The sequence below is a fragment of the Rathayibacter sp. VKM Ac-2803 genome, from assembly GCF_009807175.1.
In the GTDB taxonomy this organism is placed as follows: Bacteria; Actinomycetota; Actinomycetes; order Actinomycetales; family Microbacteriaceae; genus Rathayibacter.
Genome location: NZ_WUCD01000001.1, coordinates 423,608 through 441,261, shown reverse-complemented (window position 1 = coordinate 441,261; position 17,654 = coordinate 423,608). Strand labels below are relative to the sequence as shown.

The following is a 17,654-nucleotide window of genomic DNA, read 5'->3' as shown; positions in this document are numbered from 1 at the left end:
CAGGAGACGTCCCATGCGAGCCTTCGTGTTCGACGAGTACAAGCAGCCCCTCCACGAGGCCGACGTGCCCGAGCCCACCGTGGGCCCGCGCGACGTGCTCGTGAAGGTCGAGGCCGCGGGCCTCAACCAGCTCGACGAGAAGATCCGCGCGGGCGAGTTCAGGCCGATCCTGCCCTACCGGACTCCGCTGACCCTCGGCCATGACGTCGCCGGCACGGTCATCCGCACCGGCGCCGAGGTGCGCGGCGTGAAGCCGGGCGATCAGGTCTACGCCCGGCCCCGTGACTTCCGGATCGGCACGTTCGCCGAGCGAATCGCGATCGACGAGGCCGACGTGGCCCTCGCGCCGAGGTCGATCAGCGCGGCGGAGGCGGCGTCCCTGCCCCTCGTGGCGCTGACCGCCTGGCAGGCGCTCGTGGTGAGGGGGAACGTCCGGCCGGGCCAGAAGGTCCTCATCCACGCCGGCTCCGGAGGAGTCGGCACGATCGCGATCCAGCTCGCGAAGCACCTCGGTGCGGTCGTCGCCACCACGGCGTCCGCGGCGAACGCCGACTTCGTCCGAGAGCTCGGTGCGGACATCGTGATCGACTACACGGCGCAGGACTTCGAGGAGGAGCTCTCGGGCTACGACTTCGTGCTCGACTCGCTCGGCGGCGAGACCCTCGAGAAGTCGATGCGCGTCCTGAAGCGCGGCGGCACGGTCGTCGGCATCAACGGCGTCCCCGACCCGGCCTTCGCGGTGCAGGCAGGGCTGAACCCGGTGCTGCGCCTCGCGATCGCGGCGCTCAGCCGGAAGACCCGCGCCCGCGCGAAGAAGCTCGGTGTGAGCTACCGCTTCCTCTTCATGCAGGCCAGCGGATCGCAGCTGCGCGAGATCGCCGCTCTCGTCGACTCCGGAGTCCTCCGGGCCGTCGTCGGAGCGACGTTCCCCTTCCACGAGACACCGGAGGCGCTCGCCTCCCTCACGACGAGTCGCATCCGCGGCAGAGCCGTCGTCCTCGGTCTCTGACCGCCACCGATCCCCGAAGAAGGAATCAGCATCATGAGCGCACCCGTCATCACCTCCTACGCGAACGCACCGGCGAAGACGGTCACCACCGCCGGGAAGACCTTCGCCTACCGCGAGCTCGGCCCCGCGGAGGAGATCCCCGTCGTCTTCTTCGCCCACCTCGCGGCGACCCTCGACAACTGGGACCCGCGGATCGTCGACGCGATCGCCGCGAACCGGCACGTGATCACCTTCGATCAGCAGGGCGTCGGCGCCTCGGGCGGCACCTTCCCCCCGACTCTCGAGGAGGCCGCCGACGACGCCTACGACTTCATCCGCGGCCTCGGCCACACGAGGATCGACGTCTTCTCGTTCTCGATGGGCGGCATGATCGCGCAGGACCTCGTCGTGAAGCACCCGGCGCTCGTCCGCAGGCTCGTGCTCACCGGCACCGGCCCCCGCGGCGGGAAGGACATGGACAAGGTGGTCGGAGTCACCTACTACGACCTCGTGCGCTCGATCCTCACCCGCTTCGACATCAAGGAGTTCCTCTTCTTCAACCGCGACGCCGCCGGGAAGAAGGCCGCGAAGCAGTTCGTCGGCCGCCTGAAGGAGCGCACCGTCGACCGCGACGTGAAGATCGGCAACAAGGCGTTCACGACCCAGCTCAAGGCGATCCAGCGCTACGGCCGCTCCGCCCCGTCGGACCTCTCCGTCATCACCCAGCCGACCCTCATCGCGAACGGCGACCACGACCGGATGGTCCCCTCCGTCCTCTCCGAGGACCTGCACCGCCGCATCGAGGGCTCCGAGCTGATCATCTACCCGAACTCGGGCCACGGCGGGATCTTCCAGTACTGGGAGCAGTTCGCCCCCGTCGCCGCGGAGTTCCTCGCGGCCTGAGCTCGTCGCGTCGGCGTCAGCGGGGGAGGATCGCCGCGACCTGAGCGCGGACGGCGGCGACGATCTCGGCGACGCTCGTCCGCGGGTCGGCGCTGGTAGCCAGGGCGAGGAACATCGCGGCCGAGACGATGCCCGCCAGGGTGGCGGCCCGCGCGGCGTCGAGCTCCGCCCTCTGCACGAGGATCTCGGCGATGGTGCGGTCGGTCTCGGCCGCGATGGCCCGTGCCGCGGCGTGGTGGGGTTCGCTCGGGTCGCCGAAGGCCATCTCGCGGAGGTACGTGCGGCCGTTCTCGACCTGCACGCGGTTGCACTCCACGATCGGCTCGAGGGCCGCGAGCACGGCGTCGAGCGCGGTCGCGGCGGTCCCCGCCTCCCGCCGGCCGCGCTCGAGCGCCTCCTCGTAGTGCGCGTTCTGCACGAGCAGGAGGAGCTCGCCCTTGGTCTTCGCGTAGAGGAACAGCGTGCCGGTGCCGATGTCGGCGCGCTCGGCGATCTGCTGCGTGGTGACCTCGTCGATGCCGTGCTCGGCGAACAGCTCGCTCGCGGCCGCGGTGATGCGCTCGAGCTTCTGCTGCTTGTTGCGCTCGCGACGGCCGAGGGGAGTGGCGGCTGACGTGGTCATCGGGCCCTCCCGGGTCGGCGGATCGGATGCGCTCCGTCTCGAACCCCTCCATCCTCCCACCGGGAAGGGCGAGCGAGCCGCCGCTGAGTCCGTGCTCGCCCGCCGCTCCGGAGCGATGCTCCCCACCGGTCCGCCCCACCCTGTGGACACCGCTGGCCGCAGGACGAAGAGCCCCGCTATGCCCTCGGGAGGCGGTTGGCCGCCAAGCGCGTCGCCCCTCGATGTTCTCTGGATTTCGGCTGAGCCGGCAGGACGACGGCGGCCCTGGACACGTCTGATCCATGTGCCGCAACTGATCGGCACCGCGGAACCCGCGCCTCTCTCACGACATCGGAGAAGACCATGACCAACGTCACCCCGACCACTCCCGCCACCGGCTCCTCGGCCAAGCACGGCACCTCCACCTCGACCGGCAAGAACACGATCGCCGACGGCGTCGTCGAGAAGGTCGCCGGCATCGCCGCCCGCGAGGTCCCCGGCGTGCACGACCTCGGTGGCGGAGCCGCCCGTGCCATCGGCGCGATCCGCAACGCGATCAACGCGCAGGACCGCGGCCAGGGCATCTCGGTCGAGGTCGGCGAGAAGCAGGTCGCCGCCGACATCACCGTCGTCGCCGAGTACCCCGTCGCGCTGCAGAAGCTCGCCGACAGCATCCGCTCCGCCGTCTCCGAGGCCATCTCCTCGGTCGTCGGCATGGAGGTCACCGAGGTCAACGTGACCGTCGCCGACGTCTACATCCCCTCGGACGACAAGGACGAGGACACCGAGAGCCGCGTCAAGTGACTCCGTCCCGCAACGGACTGGTCCTCGGCGCCGTCCTCGCGTTCGCGGCCCTCGCCTTCGGCTTCTGGGCGATGATCTTCGTCGCCCTCGCCATGGCGATCGGCTTCGGTGTCGGCCGGGTCATCGAGGGCAAGCTCGATCTGCACTCGCTGGCCGACACCCTCCGCGGGCGGCGGACCTCGTGACCGCGGCGGTGATGGCCGACCAGGCCCGCCACGGCCGCACGACGATCACCTCGCGCGCCGTGCGCCGGATCGTGTCGGCCGTCACCGCGGAGGCGCTGAACGTCACAGCGTCCGACGTCTCCGTCGAGCTCGATGACGACGGAGGACAGCTCCACGTCACCGCGCGCGCTCCCATCCACGTCACGCCCCTCGGCGAGTCGGATCGGCGCTCCTCCGGGACGCTGCTCTCCCGCCTGAGCACGGCGCAGACCACCATCCGCTCCCAGTGCCTGGAGCTCACCGGCTCCACCATCGGCCGGGTCGACCTCCGCATCACGGGCGCCGACCTCCGAGAACGAAGGAGGGTGTCGTGACGACCCCCAGTTCCACCGCGCTCTATCCGCGCCTCGTGCGCCGCGAGACCCACTCGTCGCGCTCGGGCTCGGCGATCGTCCTCGCCGTCGTGCTGATCCTGCTCTTCGCCTGGCTCGGCACGGAGGCGGTGCTCGCCGCCCTCGGGCAGCCCGCGCTGCTCGTGGCCCCGCAGGACGGCGCGAGCGCTCTCCTCGGTGCGGCCGGCGCCCCCATCGCGCTGACCGCCGCGGCAGGAGCCGTCGCCGCCGTGATCGGGCTCGTCCTGCTCGTCGTGTCGTTCGCCCCCGGGCGTCGCGGACGCCGCAGCGCCGGCTCCGACCGCACCGCGGCCGTGGTCGACGACCGCGTGATCGCGCAGAGCATCGCGCGGACCGCCGCCTACGCCAGCGACGTCGACCCCGACCAGGTGTCGGTGTCGATCGGCAAGCGCACCGTCGGCGTCACCGTCGCCCGCACCTCGGGGCGCAGCACCGACGTCGGCAGCATCCGCGAGGCCGTCGACGCCGAGCTGGCCACCTACGACTACAGCCCCCGTCTGCGCGCTCGCGTGCGCCTGTCCGAGAAGGGGACGGTCCGCTGATGACCACCACGAATCGATTCCTCAACCGCGCTCTGCTGTTCGTCGTCGGGCTCGTGCTCTTCGTCGCCGGCGGAGCCGTCGCTGCCGGGTCGCTCCTGCCGGACGTCCAGCAGACCGTCTCGACGGCCGCCGAGGACGCGACCCAGCCGACCGCGGACGCCCTGTCGGCGCAGCCCTGGATCCTCTGGGTGACCGCCGCCGTCGCGCTCGTCCTGATCCTCCTGCTGGTGCGCTTCATCGTGCGCCAGGGCCGCGGCCGCACTTCGACGCTGCTGCGCGTCGGGTCCGGCGCCGCGAGCGCCGGGTCGGTGACCATCGAGGCCAAGGTCGCCGAGCAGGTCCTCGAGGAGGCGCTGTCGCACGACTCCGCCATCGTCTCCGTCGACGTCACCGCCTTCGAGATCCGTCGGCAGAACGTCCTCCGGGTCACCGCGCACACCCGCCGCGGTGTCTCGCCCGTGCAGGTGCGTCGCAGCATCGACACGGCGGTCCGCCGCTGGGACGCGCTCCTCGGAGAGGAGACCCCCGTCGTCATCCAGATCGTCGGCGGACTCCGCACCCGCGTCAGCGGCGCCGCCCGCGTGAGCTGACCGCACCACCGTCCGGCCCTCCTGTTCGGGAGGGCCGGAGAGCGCCTGCCACCGCGGGTCGAACTTTCTAGGAGCACTCCATGACCGATTCCGTCGTCGATCACTCGATCGACCTGAGCGGTGCAGACCGCAGCCATCCCGAGGGGGAGTCGACCGAGCGCCTCGTGGCGACCGCCGCGGCCGAGACCGCCGCCGGCGTCACCGGGGTCCACCACCTCGGCGGTACCGCCGCCCGCACTCTCGACCGCGCCGCGCGCGCCGTGCTGGGCACCAGCACGAGCCCCGGAGTCACGGTCAGCCGCGCCGACGGAGTCGTCACCGTCGACCTCGACCTCGTCGTCGAGTACCCGCACAAGGTCCGCGAGGTGATCGAAGCCACCCGCGAGCAGGTGTCGCGCGCCGCCGCGCAGGTCGCCGCCGGCCCCGTCGTCGTGAACGTCACCGTCACCGATGTGCACGGGCCGTTCGACCCGATCGAGGTCCCGGACGACGAGCGCGAGGACGGCGAGCCCCTCGTCGACAAGGCCCGCGACGCGGCCTCGAACGCCGCGGCCGCCGCCGGCGACGCGCTCGACTCGGCGCGCGGATCCGCCGGGGACGCGCTCGACTCCGCACGCGAGTCGGCCGGGAACGCGCTCGACGCGGCCCGCGACGCGGTCGACACCGCGCGCGCATCCACGGCGGACGCGCTCGACTCCGCGGCGGACGCCGTGGAGGAGGACCGCGAGGCCGCAGAGACCCGGGACGTCTCCGCCGAGCGCACTGTCGAGGTCGAGGCGCCCGTCGCCGCCGAGTTCGTCGTGCGCGTCGAGGTCGAGCCGGTCGACCCAGGCGCGGACGCCGCGCCGGCGCCGGTCTCGGTCGAGGTCGAGCCGGTCGAGAGCGAGTCCGTCGAGGCGGACTCGTCCGACACCCGCGCCTCGCACCGCGCCGGGCAGGAGTAGTCCGATGAGGACCCGCTCCTTCGGCGGTACGCGCCGCAAGCCGCGTGCCGCCTGGATCGCCTTCGCGACCGGCGTCGTCGTGAGCGCCCTCGTCGTCTTCGCCGTGCTGCTGCCCGTGCTCGGGCTGATCGGCGCGGCCGACGCCACGACCGTCGGCGTCCTCGACGTCCCGGTCGGCGCCATCACGCTCTCGATCGTGATCAGCTACCTGATCGGCCTCGCGGCCCTCGCCCTGGCCTTCGTCTCGCGCAACGCGGCCCTCGCCTGGGTGGCGGCCGTCGCCGCCGTCGTCGCCACCCTGATCGGCTCGGTCTGGCCCCTCGTCGCGACCGCCTTCGCCAGCGTCGACCAGGCCCAGGACGTCGTCCCCTTCATCCAGGACCTCATCGGCCAGGTCACCGGCGGCTGACCAGGCCGCTCGCCCCTCGGTCGATCCGTCACGAACGGCCCGTGTCCTCCGACTCGGCCGGGCCCTCCGTGACGGATCGATCGCGTCGGCTCCGTCGACTCGAGCGCGATAGGGCGAACCGCCTGTTGACCCCGCAGCGACAGCTGTGTATCTTCCAGTTATACGAATGACCGATCGTCACGAGGAGGTGGACATGGTTCGACGCACGGCCACGATGTGGCAGGTGGCGGAGCGTGCAGGCGTCTCGCAGGCGACCGTGTCCCTCGTGCTCAACAACGCTCCCGGCAACCGGGTGACCGAGGCGACGCGCGCCCGTGTCATGGAGGCCGTCGAGGCCCTCGGCTACCGCACCAACGCCTTCGCGAAATCGCTCCGCAGCGGTCAGTCGGGCATCATCGGCTTCGTCTCGGACGAGGTCGCCAGCGCTCCGTTCGCCGGCCGCCTCCTCCAGGGGGCGCAGAAGCAGGCGTGGGAGAGCGGGCACGTCATCCTCAGCGTCGACACCTTCGGCGAGAGGGCGCTCGAGTCCTCGGCGATCGACATGATGCTGTCCTACCGGGTGCTCGGCGTGATCTACGCCTCGATGTACCACCGAGTCGTCGAGGTTCCGGAGGCGCTCCACGACGTCCCGACGGTCGTCGCCAACGCGCAGGCCGCCGGCGGCCGCTTCTCGAGCGTCTTCCCCGACGAGGAGCGCGGCGGCTACATCGCGACCCGTCAGCTGACCGACGCCGGTCACGAGCGGATCGCCTACATCGACATCCAGCCGGACGGGAACGATCTCCCGGCCGGCGTCGGTCGCCTGGCGGGCTACCGCCGCGCGCTCGAGGAGGCCGGACTCGACGTCGATCCCCGCCTGCTGCGTCACGGCGAGGGCGGCACCGTCGAGGACGGCCTGGCCCTCACGGCCGAGCTCCTCGACGAGTCCGACCCTCCGACGGCGATCTTCTGCGGCAACGACCGCACGGCCTGGGGCGCTTACCGCACGCTCGAGTCGCGCGGCCTGAAGGTGCCCGACGACTGCTCGGTCGTCGGCTTCGACGACCAGGAGACCCTCGCCGCCTATCTCGACCCCGGTCTGACGACCATGGCGCTGCCCTACGAGCGGATGGCCCGCCAGGCCGTCTCGATCCTCCTCGCCGATCCGCGCGAGGACCCCCGACCCCATCCCATCGAATGCTCACCGGTCCTCCGAGGATCTGTGGCGAGTGCAAAGGTGCGCGCATGACGGCAACACACTCCACCACCGGGGTCGCGAGACCCCGGCGGATCCTGACACCGAGGCAGAGGCTCGGCGCGAACGTCAAGCGCGCCGCGCGGTCCTGGCAGTTATACGTACTACTGGCTCCCGCCGTCGTCTTCGTCGTCCTGTTCAAGTATTGGCCGATGTACGGCGCGCAGATCGCGTTCCGCGACTACAACCCGTCCGAGGGATTCTCGGGCAGCCCGTGGGTCGGCCTGGACAACTTCACGAGATTCGTCTCGTCGTTCCAGTTCGGTCGCCTGATCGAGAACACGCTGACGGTGAACGCTCTCGGGCTGCTGATCGCCTTCCCGGTGCCGATCGTCCTGGCGCTGATCGTGAACCAGCTCCAGAGCGAGCGCTTCAAGAAGTTCACGCAGACGGTGCTCTACTCGCCGTCGTTCATCTCGGTCGTCGTCGTGGTCGGCATGATCCACCTGCTCTTCTCGCCGCGCTCCGGGATCGTGAACAGCGCGATCGTGGCTCTCGGAGGCGAGCCGGTCTTCTTCATGGGGTCACCGGAGTGGTTCCGCCCCCTCTACATCGGCTCCGACATCTGGCAGAACGCCGGCTTCTCGATGATCGTCTACCTCGCGGCGCTCACCGCGATCGACCCCGCTCTCCACGAGGCGGCCAGGGTCGACGGCGCGAGCAAGTGGCAGCGGATCCGTCACATCGACATCCCCGGGATCATGCCGGTGATCACCATCCTGTTCATCCTCGCGATCGGCAACCTCTTCAACCTCGGATTCGAGAAGGTCCTGCTCATGCAGACCGACCTCAACCTGCCGACCTCCGAGGTGATCCAGACCTACGTCTACAAAGCGGGCCTGCAGCAAGCGCAGTTCAGCTACTCGGCCGCGATCGGCCTGTTCAACTCCCTGATCAACCTCGTCCTCCTGGCGACCTTCAACTGGGTCGCACGCCGGGCGGGCCAATCGAGCCTTTGGTGATGACGCCATGACCCAGACCATCCACCCCGAGTCCGCAGTCCGCCCGCGGCCCGCATCGTCCTCGCCCCGGCGCCCCGCCCCGCCGACCCGCGGACGGTTCGCCGACCCCGTCTTCAACACCGTCGCGATCACCGTGCTGGTCCTGGCGATCGTCGCGATCGTCTATCCGATGTACTTCATCGTGATCGCGTCGTTCAGCGAGCCGTCCCAGATCCTCAACGGGAACGTCTGGCTCTGGCCCGAGGGCTTCACGCTCGAGGGCTACGCCCGGATCTTCTCGGACGGCGCGATCTGGCAGGGCTTCGGCAACTCGGTGCTCTACACGGTCGTCGGCACCGCGATCAGCGTCGCCACCATCCTCTGCGCCGCCTACGCCCTGTCGCGGAAGGACCTCTACGGGAGGACCTTCTTCCTCCTCCTGTTCATCGTCACGATGTTCATCGACGGAGGCCTGATCGCCCGCTACCTCGTGGTGCGCGATCTCGGACTGCTCGACAGCATCTGGGCCGTGGTCCTGCCGGGAGCGGTCGGCGTCTGGAACCTGATCATCGCCCGCGCCTTCTTCGAGAACAACGTTCCCGGAGAGCTGCGCGACGCGGCCCAGATGGACGGCGCGAGCGACTTCCGCTTCTTCTTCAGCATCGTCCTGCCGCTGTCGAAGCCGCTGATCTTCCTGATGATCATGATCCACCTCGTGGCCAACTGGAACGCCTTCTTCGACGCGCTCATCTACCTCGACGACGAGAGCAAGTACCCGCTCCAGCTGGTGCTCCGCAACGTGCTCATCCAGTCCGAGGTCACCGCGGCCGGAGGCTCGGGAGCGATGGACTCCTACGCCGCCGCCCAGCGCCTGGGCGAGCTGATCAAGTACGGAATGATCGTCATCTCGACGATCCCCCTCCTGATCGTGCTGCCCTTCATGCAGAAGCACTTCACCAAGGGCGCCCTTCTCGGCGCCGTGAAGAGCTGACCGCTCCTCCCACTCCGCCAGGCGATCCCGCCACCCTTCCGGCTGCCCTGCAGCACCGTCCGGCGATCCCGCCGCACCATCACAGAGGAATCAGAACGATGAGACACCGCAGTTTCTTCACCACCACCGCGATCGGACTCTCCGGCGCGCTCCTGCTCGCCGGCTGCACCGGCGGCGGCTCGGACCCCGTCGAGGACCGCTCCTCCGAGGTCGGCTTCAACGAGACCGGCCTCCCGATCGTCGACGACACCCTGTCGCTCACCTTCGGCGGCACGAAGTCGGCGCTCGCGCCCGACTACTCCACGATGCAGCTCGTGCAGCAGTGGGAGCAGGACACCAACATCGCCATCGAGTGGAAGAACCTGCCCGAGCAGGTCTACGCCGAGAAGAAGAACCTCCTCCTCGCCAGCGACGACGTGCCGAACGTGCTCTTCAACTCCGGCCTCACCGACGCCGAGATCGTGCAGTACGGCGAGAACGGGACCCTCCTGCCCCTCGAAGACTTGATCGAGGAGCACGCGCCGACCCTCTCGGGCATCCTCGAGGAGCGGCCCGACATCCGCGCCGCGATGACCGCCTCGGACGGGCACATCTACACGCTGCCCTCGGTCGAGGAGCTCGGGATCCTGCAGTACCCCAACTTCCTCTTCATCAACACGGCCTGGCTCCAGAAGCTCGGCATCCCGATGCCGACGACCATCGAGGAGTACCGCGCAGCCCTCGAGGCGTTCAAGACCCAGGATCCGAACGGCAACGGCGAGGCCGACGAGATCCCGCTGTCGTTCCGCACCGACTCCTTCTGCGCGAACCCGAACGACCTGATCGCGGCCCTCGGCGGACAGCCCGAGAACAACGACCACCGCATCGTCGTCGACGGTGAGGTGCGGTTCACCGCGGACACCGACGGCTACAAGCAGGGCGTCGAGGCCCTCTCCGACTGGTACTCCGACGGTCTGATCGACCCGGAGTCGTTCTCGCAGGACGACGTCGCCTACCTCTCCAAGGGCAAGGCCGACACCGAGATCCTCGGCTCCTTCTTCTGGTGGGAGGCGAAGGAGATGATCGGCGAGGACCGCCTCGGCGACTACGCCGTGCTGGGTGTGCTCGAGGGCGTCGACGGTGAGAAGCGCGCCAGCGTCGCCAACAACCAGGAGATCAGCCGCGGCGCGATGGCCATCACGCGCTCGAACGAGTACCCGGCCGCCACGATGCGCTGGGCCGACCGCCTCTTCGACCCCGAGATGAGCGCCCAGACCAGCTGGGGGCCCCTCGGTGTGACGCTCGAGAAGGACGCCTCCGGGATGCTCGTGCAGATCCCCGCCGCAGCGGGCGAGGCGGAGGGTGAGCGCCGCCAGAAGGTCGCCCCCGGCGGCCCGAAGATCACCACGAAGGAGGACTTCGAGACGGTCGTCGCGCCCGAGCCCCGCGCCCAGGAGCGCCAGGACCTCGTGAACGAGTACTACCTCCCGTTCAAGGCGAACGACGCCTACCCGCCGGTGCTGCTCTCGAACGACGAGCTCGACCGCGTGTCGTACGCGCTCACCGACATCAACACGCTGGTCAAGGAGAAGTTCGCGACCTGGATCGTCGACGGCACGGTCGACGACGAGTGGGACTCCTACGTCTCGCAGCTCGAGTCGATGGGCGCGTCCGACGTCACCGCCACCTACCAGCAGGCCTACGACCGCTTCCAGAGCGGCGGCGAGTAGTTCCCGGGGGGCGCGGGCCGTCCCGCCCGCGCCCCCCGTCCGGCCGCACCGATCCCCTCACTCAGGAGCCCCTGTGACCACCATCACGACGACCGACGCCTGGCGTCCGGCCGCGCACTTCACCGCCGGATCGACCTGGCTGAACGACCCCAACGGGCTGCTCTTCCACAACGGTACGTACCATCTGTTCTTCCAGAACAACCCGAGCGGGAGCACCTGGGGCAACATGTCCTGGGGTCACGCGACCTCGACCGATCTCGTGTCGTGGACGGAGCAGCCGGTCGCGATCCCCGTCCTCGACGGGGAGATGGCCTTCTCGGGCAGCGCCGTGGCCGACGTCCGCAACACAGCCGGCTTCGCGGGCCCCGGAGAGACGGCCCTCGTCGCCGTCTACACCGCCGCCCGAGCGCCGCTCGCCGACGGCACCGGCGCCTCCCAGGCACAGGCCCTCGCGTTCAGTCTCGACGACGGCGCGACCTGGACCCGCTACGCGGGCAATCCCGTTCTCGACATCGGATCGGCGGAGTTCCGCGACCCGAAGGTCTTCTGGTTCGGCGGTGACGACGGCCACTGGGTGATGGTCGCCGTCGAGGCCGTCGAGCGCCGCGTCGTCGTCTACACCTCGGACGACCTGAAGACGTGGACCCGCCGCTCCGACTTCGGCCCGGCGCACGCCGTCGGCGGCGTCTGGGAGTGCCCCGATCTCTTCCCGCTGCGCATCCGGGGGAAGGAGGAGACCAAGTGGCTCCTCATCGTCAGCCTGAACCCGGGCGGCGTCGCCGGGGGATCCGGCAGCCAGTACTTCGTCGGGGACTTCGACGGCACGACCTTCACCGCCGATCGGATCAGCGACTCCACCGACCTCGCCGACTACGACTGGCTCGACTACGGCCGCGACTACTACGCCGCCGTCTCGTTCAACGACGCCCCCGACGAGCGCCGGCTCACGATCGCCTGGGCCAGCAACTGGGACTACGCCGACGCGACACCCACCGGGCCGTGGCGGTCGACGATGTCGCTCGTTCGCGAGCTCGACCTCGTCGCCGGAGTCGACGGGCGGCTCGCGCTCGCGCAGCGGCCCGTCCTCCCTGCGGGCGCGGCGGCGCGCGCCTGCACCGTCTTCGACGTCAGTGTGTCGTGCCTCCCCGGCGACCGGAGCGAGCTCCGCCTCCTCACCGACGAGACCGACGACGAGGTGGTCATCACCGTCGACGCGGGCGAGGGCGTCCTGACCTGCGACCGCACCCGCAGCGGCTCCGTCGACTTCGCTCCGTCGTTCCCCTCGGTGGACTGGGCGCCCCTGCCCGCGCCGGACGAGTCCGGCCGAGTGGCGATCCGCATCGTCATCGACGCCTCGGTCGTCGAGATCTTCCTCGGGGGAGGGCTCAGCACGCTGACGCAGCTGGTGTTCCCGACCGCTCCGTTCACCACCCTCCGCGTCCGGGAGGCGGCCGAGTGACGACGGGTGGCGTCCTCGTCGTCGGCGAGACCGTGATCGACGTCGTCGAGCAGGACGGGCACCGGCGGGAGCACGTCGGCGGCTCTCCCGCGATCGTCGCGCTGACGCTCGCCCGGCTCGGGCGACCGGTGGGCTTCGCGACCGACCTCGGCGACGACGCCCGCGGGGAGCGGGCGCGCGCGCACCTCGGCGCCTCCGGCGTGCGTGTCCGCGCGACGGGGCGGGGGAGCACCTCGAGCGCCGTCGCGCGCATCGGCGCCGACGGATCCGCTCGCTACGACTTCGACCTGTCGTGGGATCCGGATCCGGTGGATCCGGCCGGGGCCTCGCACGTCCACACAGGGTCGGCCGCCGTCTTCCTCGCTCCGGGGGCCGGCCGGGTGGCCGACCTGATCGGCCGCCTGCCCGAGGGGACGACGCTGAGTCTCGACCCCAACATCCGCGCCGATCTGCTGCCGTCCCGCCGCGACGTGCTCGGGATCGTCGAGCAGCTCCTCCCGCGGTGCGACACGGTGAAGCTCAGCGACGAGGACGCCCGGTGGCTGCACCCCGGGCGGTCGGTCGACGCCGTCCTCGACGCCCTCCTCGCCTCCGGAACCTCCCTCGCGGTCGTCACCCTCGGAGGCGACGGCCTGGTCCTCGCGTCGAAGGCCGGGCGCGTCCACGTTCCCGCCGAACGGGTCGAGGTCGTCGACACGGTCGGCGCCGGCGACTCCGCGATGGGTGCGCTGATCGACGCCCGCCTCGACGCTCCCGCGGCCGTGCTCGACGAGGACGAGCTCGCGCGGATCGGCCGGTGGGCGGCCCGTGTCGCGGCCGTCACCGCGTCTCGCGCCGGCGGCGACCCACCGCTGCGCAGCCACCTGGGCTGAGCGCTCGGGCGCGGTCAGTCGCGCAGCGGCGACCCGACGACGTCGAAGCGGAAGCCGCCGTACTCGCCGCTCAGCAGCGGGCGGGCGGCGGCGATCGCCGCCTGCACCTCGGGCAGCTCGAGCGACGCGCGGTGCGCCTCGGCGCTCGTCCACAGCTCGACGACGAACACCGTGTCGGGCGCCTCCTCCGAGACGCCCACCTCGTAGGCGAGGCAGCCGACGCGCTCGAGCGCGTCGTTGCGGGCGGTGAGCAGGGCGACGAGGTCGCCGCGGCGCCCGGGCAGGGCACCGAGGGTGCCGACATTCGCGAAGGTCATGCCCAGACCGTAGCGACGGGCACCGACATCGCGGTACCTCCCGTAGCGTGGGCGCGATGATCAGCGACTACCTCCGGGTCTACGACGACCAGCTCCGCACCGACGCCGAGACCCCGAGCGCCGTCTCGGTGACGCGAGTCGGCCCCCTCCGCCTGGTGACCTTCGCCGGCGGGCGCGGCTTCGTGACCTACCGCGATCTCGGCGGTGCGGAGGCGGAGGCGATCCGCGAGCTGGTCGCCGCTGCCCGCGCGCACTTCGAGGCCGACCCCGGCATCCGCAAGGTCGAGTGGAAGACCCGCGGTCACGACCGCGCTCCCGGGCTCCACGAGGCCCTGATCGAGCACGGCTTCGCCCCGGAGGAGACGGAGTCGATCATGATCGGCCCGCTCGAGGCGCTCACCCGCGACGCCCCCGTGCCGGACGGGGTGACCCTCCGCCGGGTCGTCGACGAGCCCGACGTGCGCGCCTTCAGCGCCATGATCGACGCCGCGTTCGGCGAGGAGGTCGACACCGGCATCGCCGACTCGCTGGTCGTCCGGCTCGCCCGTGCCGACGGCATGGAGCTCTGGGTCGCCGAGGTCGACGGCCGCATGGTCAGCGGCGGGCGCCTCGAGCCCGTGCCCTGCAGCGACGTCGTCGGCATCTGGGGCGGTGCGACGCTCGAGGAGTACCGAGGGCGCGGGATCTACCGCGCCCTCACCGCCTCTCGGGCCGGCTCGGCCCTGGACCTCGGCCGGACGCTCGTGCACAGCGACTCGACCGAGTACTCGCGCCCGATCCTCGAGCGCTCGGGCCTCGTGAAGGTGTCGACGACGACTCCGTACCTCTGGCGCCGCTGATCGCACGCCGCACAACGTCAGCTGAGAGGCCGTCGCAGCCACGATGGTGCGCGACGTCCCCTCTCAGCTGACGTTGTGCGATGAGAACCGAGTCGCTCAGCTCGCCGCGGAGATCTCGAGCGCGATGTTGTCGGGGTCGCGGAACTCGAGGATGCTCTGGCCGCCGGCGTCCTTGATCGGCTCGTGCGCGATGCCGAGCTCGTCGAGGACGGCCGCGGCCGCCTTCAGCTCGTCGGCGCTGCCCACCGCGAAGCTCAGGTGGTCGAGCCCGACGCGGTCCTCGTCGAAGCTGTCGCCGGCCTCGGCGACCGGGCGCAGGCCGAGGAGGCCGCCGGGGAACTGGTAGATCACGCCGCCGAACAGGAAGGCGAGCTTCTCCTTCTCCTCCGCGGGCGCGTCGGCGGGCGGCGCCTCGTAGGCGACGTCGAAGCCGAAGACGGAGTCGTAGAACGCGCGCGAGACGGCGATGTCCCGGACGGTCAGGCGGATGTGGGCGTAGTCGACGGCGGAGATCGGCACGGGGGTTCCTCTCAGGGCGGCGGGCGGAGTGCCCGCTCCCCATCATTCGGAGGCGCCACCCCGCTCCGATGGGGCTGGCGCCTCTCGCGAAGATCGGCTAGTCGAGCTCGGTCGGCCGCGCCGGCTCGGCGAGCAGCGCCCGCGCCGCCATCCCGATCACGGCGCTGTAGGTCGGGTACGCGAACCGCACGTTGGCGAGAGTCGCCACGTCGACTCCGGCCGCCATCGCCGTCGTGACCGACTGCACCACCTCGATCGCGTTCTCGCCGACGGCGTGCGCGCCGAGCAGCAGCTCGCGGCGGCGGTCGGCGATCAGAGTGAGGAACCCGCTCTCGCGATCGTCGATCACGGCGCGGTCCAGGCCCGAGAACGGCACCGACGCGACGACGCACTGCGCGTCGCGCTCGCGGGCCTGCTCGATCGTGAAGCCGACGCCCGCGTAGTCGGGATCCGTGAATCCGCCCGCCGGGAGCAGGTGCTGGGGGCTGCGGCGGTTGGCGCCGAGCACCGCGTTCTCGGCCGCCGCCTCCGCCTCGAACTGCGCCGCCTGCACGAGCATGTCGCGCCCGTTCGCGTCGCCGACCGCGAAGACGTGCGGCACGACGGTGCGGAAGTACTGATCGGCCGGGATCGCCGAGCGGACGACCTCGATGCCCGCGTTCTCGAGCCCGAGATCCTCGACGTCGGCGGGCCAGCCGGTCGCCATGATCACCGCGTCCATGCGCTCGGTGCGGGTCTCGCCGCCCTCGCGCCAGCGGATGTCGATCGCCCCGTCCTCGGCGCGGTCGAGCCGCTCGACGGTCTCGATGCCGGTGTGCACGTGCACGCCCTGGCGGACGAAGGCCGCGGCGACGTACTCCGAGATGCTCGCGTCGGAGGTGGTCAGGATGCGCGGCGCGAGATCGAGCAGCGTCACCTCCGAGCCGAAGGCGTTGAAGACCGTGACGAGCTGGGCGCCGGTGTTGCCACCGCCGATGACCGCGACCCGGCGGGGGAGCGAGGGCAGCGCCAGCACGTCCTCGGGGACCGTGGCCAGCTCGGCGCCGGGGATCGGGAGGCGGCGCGAGTGGCCGCCGACGCAGATCAGGATCGAGCGCGCGGTGAGGCGGCGGCCGCTGTCGAGCACGAGGGTGCTCTCGTCGACGAACCGCGCGCGGCCCTCGTGCACCAGCTCGACGCCCGCGTCGGCGAAGCGCTCGGCCTCGCGCTTGATCGAGCGCACCTTGTCGACGCGCTCGTGCACGTGCCGCACGGTCGCGGGCCAGTCGATCGCCGGGGTGCCGACGTCGACGCCGTAGTCGGAGGCGGTGCGCGCCTCGCGGATGATCCGCGCCGTCTTCGCGAGCACCCGGGTCGGCACGCAGCCGGTGTTGACGCAGGTGCCGCCGACGCGGGCGGCCTCGAGGACGACGACGCTCGCGCCGAGCTCGGCGGCGCGCAGGGCGGCGGCGGTGCCGGCGGGTCCGGCTCCGATCACGGCGACGTCGTAGTCGTGGGTCTGGGTGCTGGCGGGCACGGGGCCTCCCGGTCGAGTGGTGGTGGTGCCTGCATCCTGGCCCGCGCGCCCCGGCATCCGCTGTGCGCGCGCGTCGGAGGATGCCCGGTGCCCCCCGTCCGCCCCGCACCGGGCGTTTCGCATCCGAGCCTGGGAGACTGGAGGGCGGCGTCGGATCCTCCTGCGCGCAGAACGGCCGGCCGGCCGGAGGACGGAGCATCCCGTGGGAATGCTGAACTACCCCGGAGGCATCGAGGCCCCGTTCGAGGACCGCGTCCTCGCCCATCTCGAGATCGTCATCACCGCCAAGCTGCGGCGCGACGAGTCGTTCGCCTTCTCGTGGTCGCAGGGCCAGGAGCTGGGCGGCGGCCGGATGAAGATCTGGCTGCACCCGTCGGTGCCGATCTCGTACCGGTTCCACGGCGGCCGTCAGCCGGCGATCAACCGCGACTGGATCGAGGCGATGATGATCGCCGCCAGCTCGCAGAGCGGTCTCCAGCTCGTCCCGGAGCCGGCCGCCCCGCGCCAGGCCTGAGCGGGCGCCGGGCCCGAGGCCTCTAGCCCTCGGTCCCCGGCTCGGGCAGCACGCGCAGCCCGGCGGGGGTGGCCGCGGCGCGCAGCAGCAGGTCGATCCAGGCGCGGTTCAGCGGCTCGTTCGAGTACTCGTCGTAGCTGAAGTAGAGCGACGAGCTCTTCGAGACCCAGATGCTGCCGTGCTTACCGCGGTTCTCGATGGCGACGTCCTCGCCCACGTGCGGCTCGCCGTCCCAGTGGAACGAGAAGCTCTCGTTGCGGCGCAGCTTCGAGATGATGACCGCCTCAGCGTGGCGCAGTGCCCGGTCGTCGATCATGATCGCGGGAGCTATCCCGTAGATCAGCTGGCCCATCGGACATCCCTTTCGCCGTCGTCTGTCGATCAT

22 protein-coding genes are annotated in these 17,654 nt (G+C 71.1%); 17 read left to right on the top strand and 5 right to left on the bottom strand.

What is annotated here, in order from left to right:
• Positions 1 to 13: 13 nt before the first annotated feature.
• Positions 14 to 1,009, top strand: a complete 996-nt coding sequence (locus tag GRS96_RS02000) for an NADP-dependent oxidoreductase (protein ID WP_159987584.1) — start codon at positions 14 to 16, stop codon at positions 1,007 to 1,009.
• A gap of 33 nt (positions 1,010 to 1,042) precedes the next feature.
• Positions 1,043 to 1,891, top strand: coding sequence for an alpha/beta fold hydrolase (locus GRS96_RS01995; RefSeq protein WP_159987583.1), 849 nt, complete (start codon positions 1,043 to 1,045; stop codon positions 1,889 to 1,891).
• Between the two features lie 16 nt (positions 1,892 to 1,907).
• Here the strand turns inward: GRS96_RS01995 and GRS96_RS01990 are convergent, their stop codons facing one another.
• On the bottom strand, positions 1,908 to 2,513 hold the full coding sequence (locus GRS96_RS01990; protein WP_159987582.1) for a TetR/AcrR family transcriptional regulator: 606 nt from the start codon (positions 2,511 to 2,513) through the stop codon (positions 1,908 to 1,910).
• A gap of 342 nt (positions 2,514 to 2,855) precedes the next feature.
• Between GRS96_RS01990 and GRS96_RS01985 the strand changes: the two genes are divergently transcribed.
• The 13 genes from GRS96_RS01985 to GRS96_RS01925 all read left to right on the top strand — a co-directional run bounded on the left by GRS96_RS01985 (position 2,856) and on the right by GRS96_RS01925 (position 13,564).
• A complete protein-coding gene (locus GRS96_RS01985) occupies positions 2,856 to 3,296 on the top strand; it encodes an Asp23/Gls24 family envelope stress response protein (RefSeq protein ID WP_159854966.1) in 441 nt (146 codons plus the stop codon).
• A complete protein-coding gene (locus GRS96_RS01980) occupies positions 3,293 to 3,481 on the top strand; it encodes a DUF2273 domain-containing protein (protein ID WP_159854968.1) in 189 nt (62 codons plus the stop codon). Before GRS96_RS01985 ends, GRS96_RS01980 begins: the two co-directional genes overlap by 4 nt.
• Positions 3,478 to 3,834 carry a hypothetical protein gene (locus tag GRS96_RS01975; RefSeq protein ID WP_235021881.1) on the top strand — a complete coding sequence of 119 codons (357 nt, stop codon included), beginning with the start codon at positions 3,478 to 3,480 and terminating at the stop codon, positions 3,832 to 3,834. Before GRS96_RS01980 ends, GRS96_RS01975 begins: the two co-directional genes overlap by 4 nt.
• Positions 3,831 to 4,415: a DUF6286 domain-containing protein gene (locus GRS96_RS01970; protein ID WP_159854970.1), complete on the top strand. Its 585-nt coding sequence runs from the start codon at positions 3,831 to 3,833 to the stop codon at positions 4,413 to 4,415. The genes GRS96_RS01975 and GRS96_RS01970 overlap by 4 nt, the downstream gene beginning before the upstream one ends.
• Entirely contained in the window at positions 4,415 to 5,005 is a 591-nt protein-coding gene (locus GRS96_RS01965) for a hypothetical protein (RefSeq protein ID WP_159987581.1), read from the top strand. The genes GRS96_RS01970 and GRS96_RS01965 overlap by 1 nt, the downstream gene beginning before the upstream one ends.
• Positions 5,006 to 5,085: 80 nt before the next feature.
• On the top strand, positions 5,086 to 5,949 hold the full coding sequence (locus tag GRS96_RS01960; protein ID WP_159987580.1) for an Asp23/Gls24 family envelope stress response protein: 864 nt from the start codon (positions 5,086 to 5,088) through the stop codon (positions 5,947 to 5,949).
• 4 nt (positions 5,950 to 5,953) lie between these two features.
• Positions 5,954 to 6,358, top strand: a complete 405-nt coding sequence (locus GRS96_RS01955; RefSeq protein WP_159854976.1) for a hypothetical protein — start codon at positions 5,954 to 5,956, stop codon at positions 6,356 to 6,358.
• 193 nt (positions 6,359 to 6,551) lie between these two features.
• Positions 6,552 to 7,586: a LacI family DNA-binding transcriptional regulator gene (locus GRS96_RS01950; RefSeq protein ID WP_159854978.1), complete on the top strand. Its 1,035-nt coding sequence runs from the start codon at positions 6,552 to 6,554 to the stop codon at positions 7,584 to 7,586.
• Positions 7,583 to 8,554, top strand: coding sequence for an ABC transporter permease (locus GRS96_RS01945; RefSeq protein WP_159854979.1), 972 nt, complete (start codon positions 7,583 to 7,585; stop codon positions 8,552 to 8,554). Before GRS96_RS01950 ends, GRS96_RS01945 begins: the two co-directional genes overlap by 4 nt.
• 7 nt (positions 8,555 to 8,561) lie before the next feature.
• Complete coding sequence (locus GRS96_RS01940) at positions 8,562 to 9,524, top strand: carbohydrate ABC transporter permease (RefSeq protein ID WP_159987579.1); 963 nt, start codon at positions 8,562 to 8,564, stop codon at positions 9,522 to 9,524.
• A gap of 98 nt (positions 9,525 to 9,622) precedes the next feature.
• Positions 9,623 to 11,233 carry an ABC transporter substrate-binding protein gene (locus tag GRS96_RS01935; protein ID WP_159987578.1) on the top strand — a complete coding sequence of 537 codons (1,611 nt, stop codon included), beginning with the start codon at positions 9,623 to 9,625 and terminating at the stop codon, positions 11,231 to 11,233.
• Positions 11,234 to 11,306: 73 nt separating this feature from the next.
• A complete protein-coding gene (locus GRS96_RS01930; RefSeq protein WP_159987577.1) occupies positions 11,307 to 12,692 on the top strand; it encodes a glycoside hydrolase family 32 protein in 1,386 nt (461 codons plus the stop codon).
• On the top strand, positions 12,689 to 13,564 hold the full coding sequence (locus GRS96_RS01925) for a carbohydrate kinase family protein (RefSeq protein ID WP_159987576.1): 876 nt from the start codon (positions 12,689 to 12,691) through the stop codon (positions 13,562 to 13,564). Before GRS96_RS01930 ends, GRS96_RS01925 begins: the two co-directional genes overlap by 4 nt.
• Positions 13,565 to 13,578: 14 nt before the next feature.
• Here GRS96_RS01925 and GRS96_RS01920 read toward each other — a convergent pair whose 3' ends face one another.
• Positions 13,579 to 13,881, bottom strand: coding sequence for a putative quinol monooxygenase (locus GRS96_RS01920; protein WP_159854988.1), 303 nt, complete (start codon positions 13,879 to 13,881; stop codon positions 13,579 to 13,581).
• A gap of 56 nt (positions 13,882 to 13,937) precedes the next feature.
• Here GRS96_RS01920 and GRS96_RS01915 point away from each other — a divergent pair, with 56 nt between their 5' ends.
• Complete coding sequence (locus GRS96_RS01915; RefSeq protein WP_159987575.1) at positions 13,938 to 14,720, top strand: GNAT family N-acetyltransferase; 783 nt, start codon at positions 13,938 to 13,940, stop codon at positions 14,718 to 14,720.
• A gap of 96 nt (positions 14,721 to 14,816) precedes the next feature.
• On the opposite strand, the gene GRS96_RS01910 is transcribed toward GRS96_RS01915, so the two are convergent.
• Together GRS96_RS01910 and GRS96_RS20560 are read right to left on the bottom strand one after the other, a co-directional pair.
• Complete coding sequence (locus tag GRS96_RS01910; RefSeq protein ID WP_159854992.1) at positions 14,817 to 15,239, bottom strand: VOC family protein; 423 nt, start codon at positions 15,237 to 15,239, stop codon at positions 14,817 to 14,819.
• Positions 15,240 to 15,336: 97 nt separating this feature from the next.
• Positions 15,337 to 16,755, bottom strand: a complete 1,419-nt coding sequence (locus GRS96_RS20560; protein ID WP_268817140.1) for a dihydrolipoyl dehydrogenase family protein — start codon at positions 16,753 to 16,755, stop codon at positions 15,337 to 15,339.
• A 208-nt stretch (positions 16,756 to 16,963) separates the two neighbouring features.
• Here GRS96_RS20560 and GRS96_RS01900 point away from each other — a divergent pair, with 208 nt between their 5' ends.
• Positions 16,964 to 17,269, top strand: coding sequence for a DUF7882 family protein (locus GRS96_RS01900; protein WP_204162120.1), 306 nt, complete (start codon positions 16,964 to 16,966; stop codon positions 17,267 to 17,269).
• Between the two features lie 22 nt (positions 17,270 to 17,291).
• On the opposite strand, the gene GRS96_RS01895 is transcribed toward GRS96_RS01900, so the two are convergent.
• Entirely contained in the window at positions 17,292 to 17,621 is a 330-nt protein-coding gene (locus tag GRS96_RS01895; RefSeq protein ID WP_159854998.1) for a DUF7882 family protein, read from the bottom strand.
• Positions 17,622 to 17,654 lie beyond the last annotated feature (33 nt).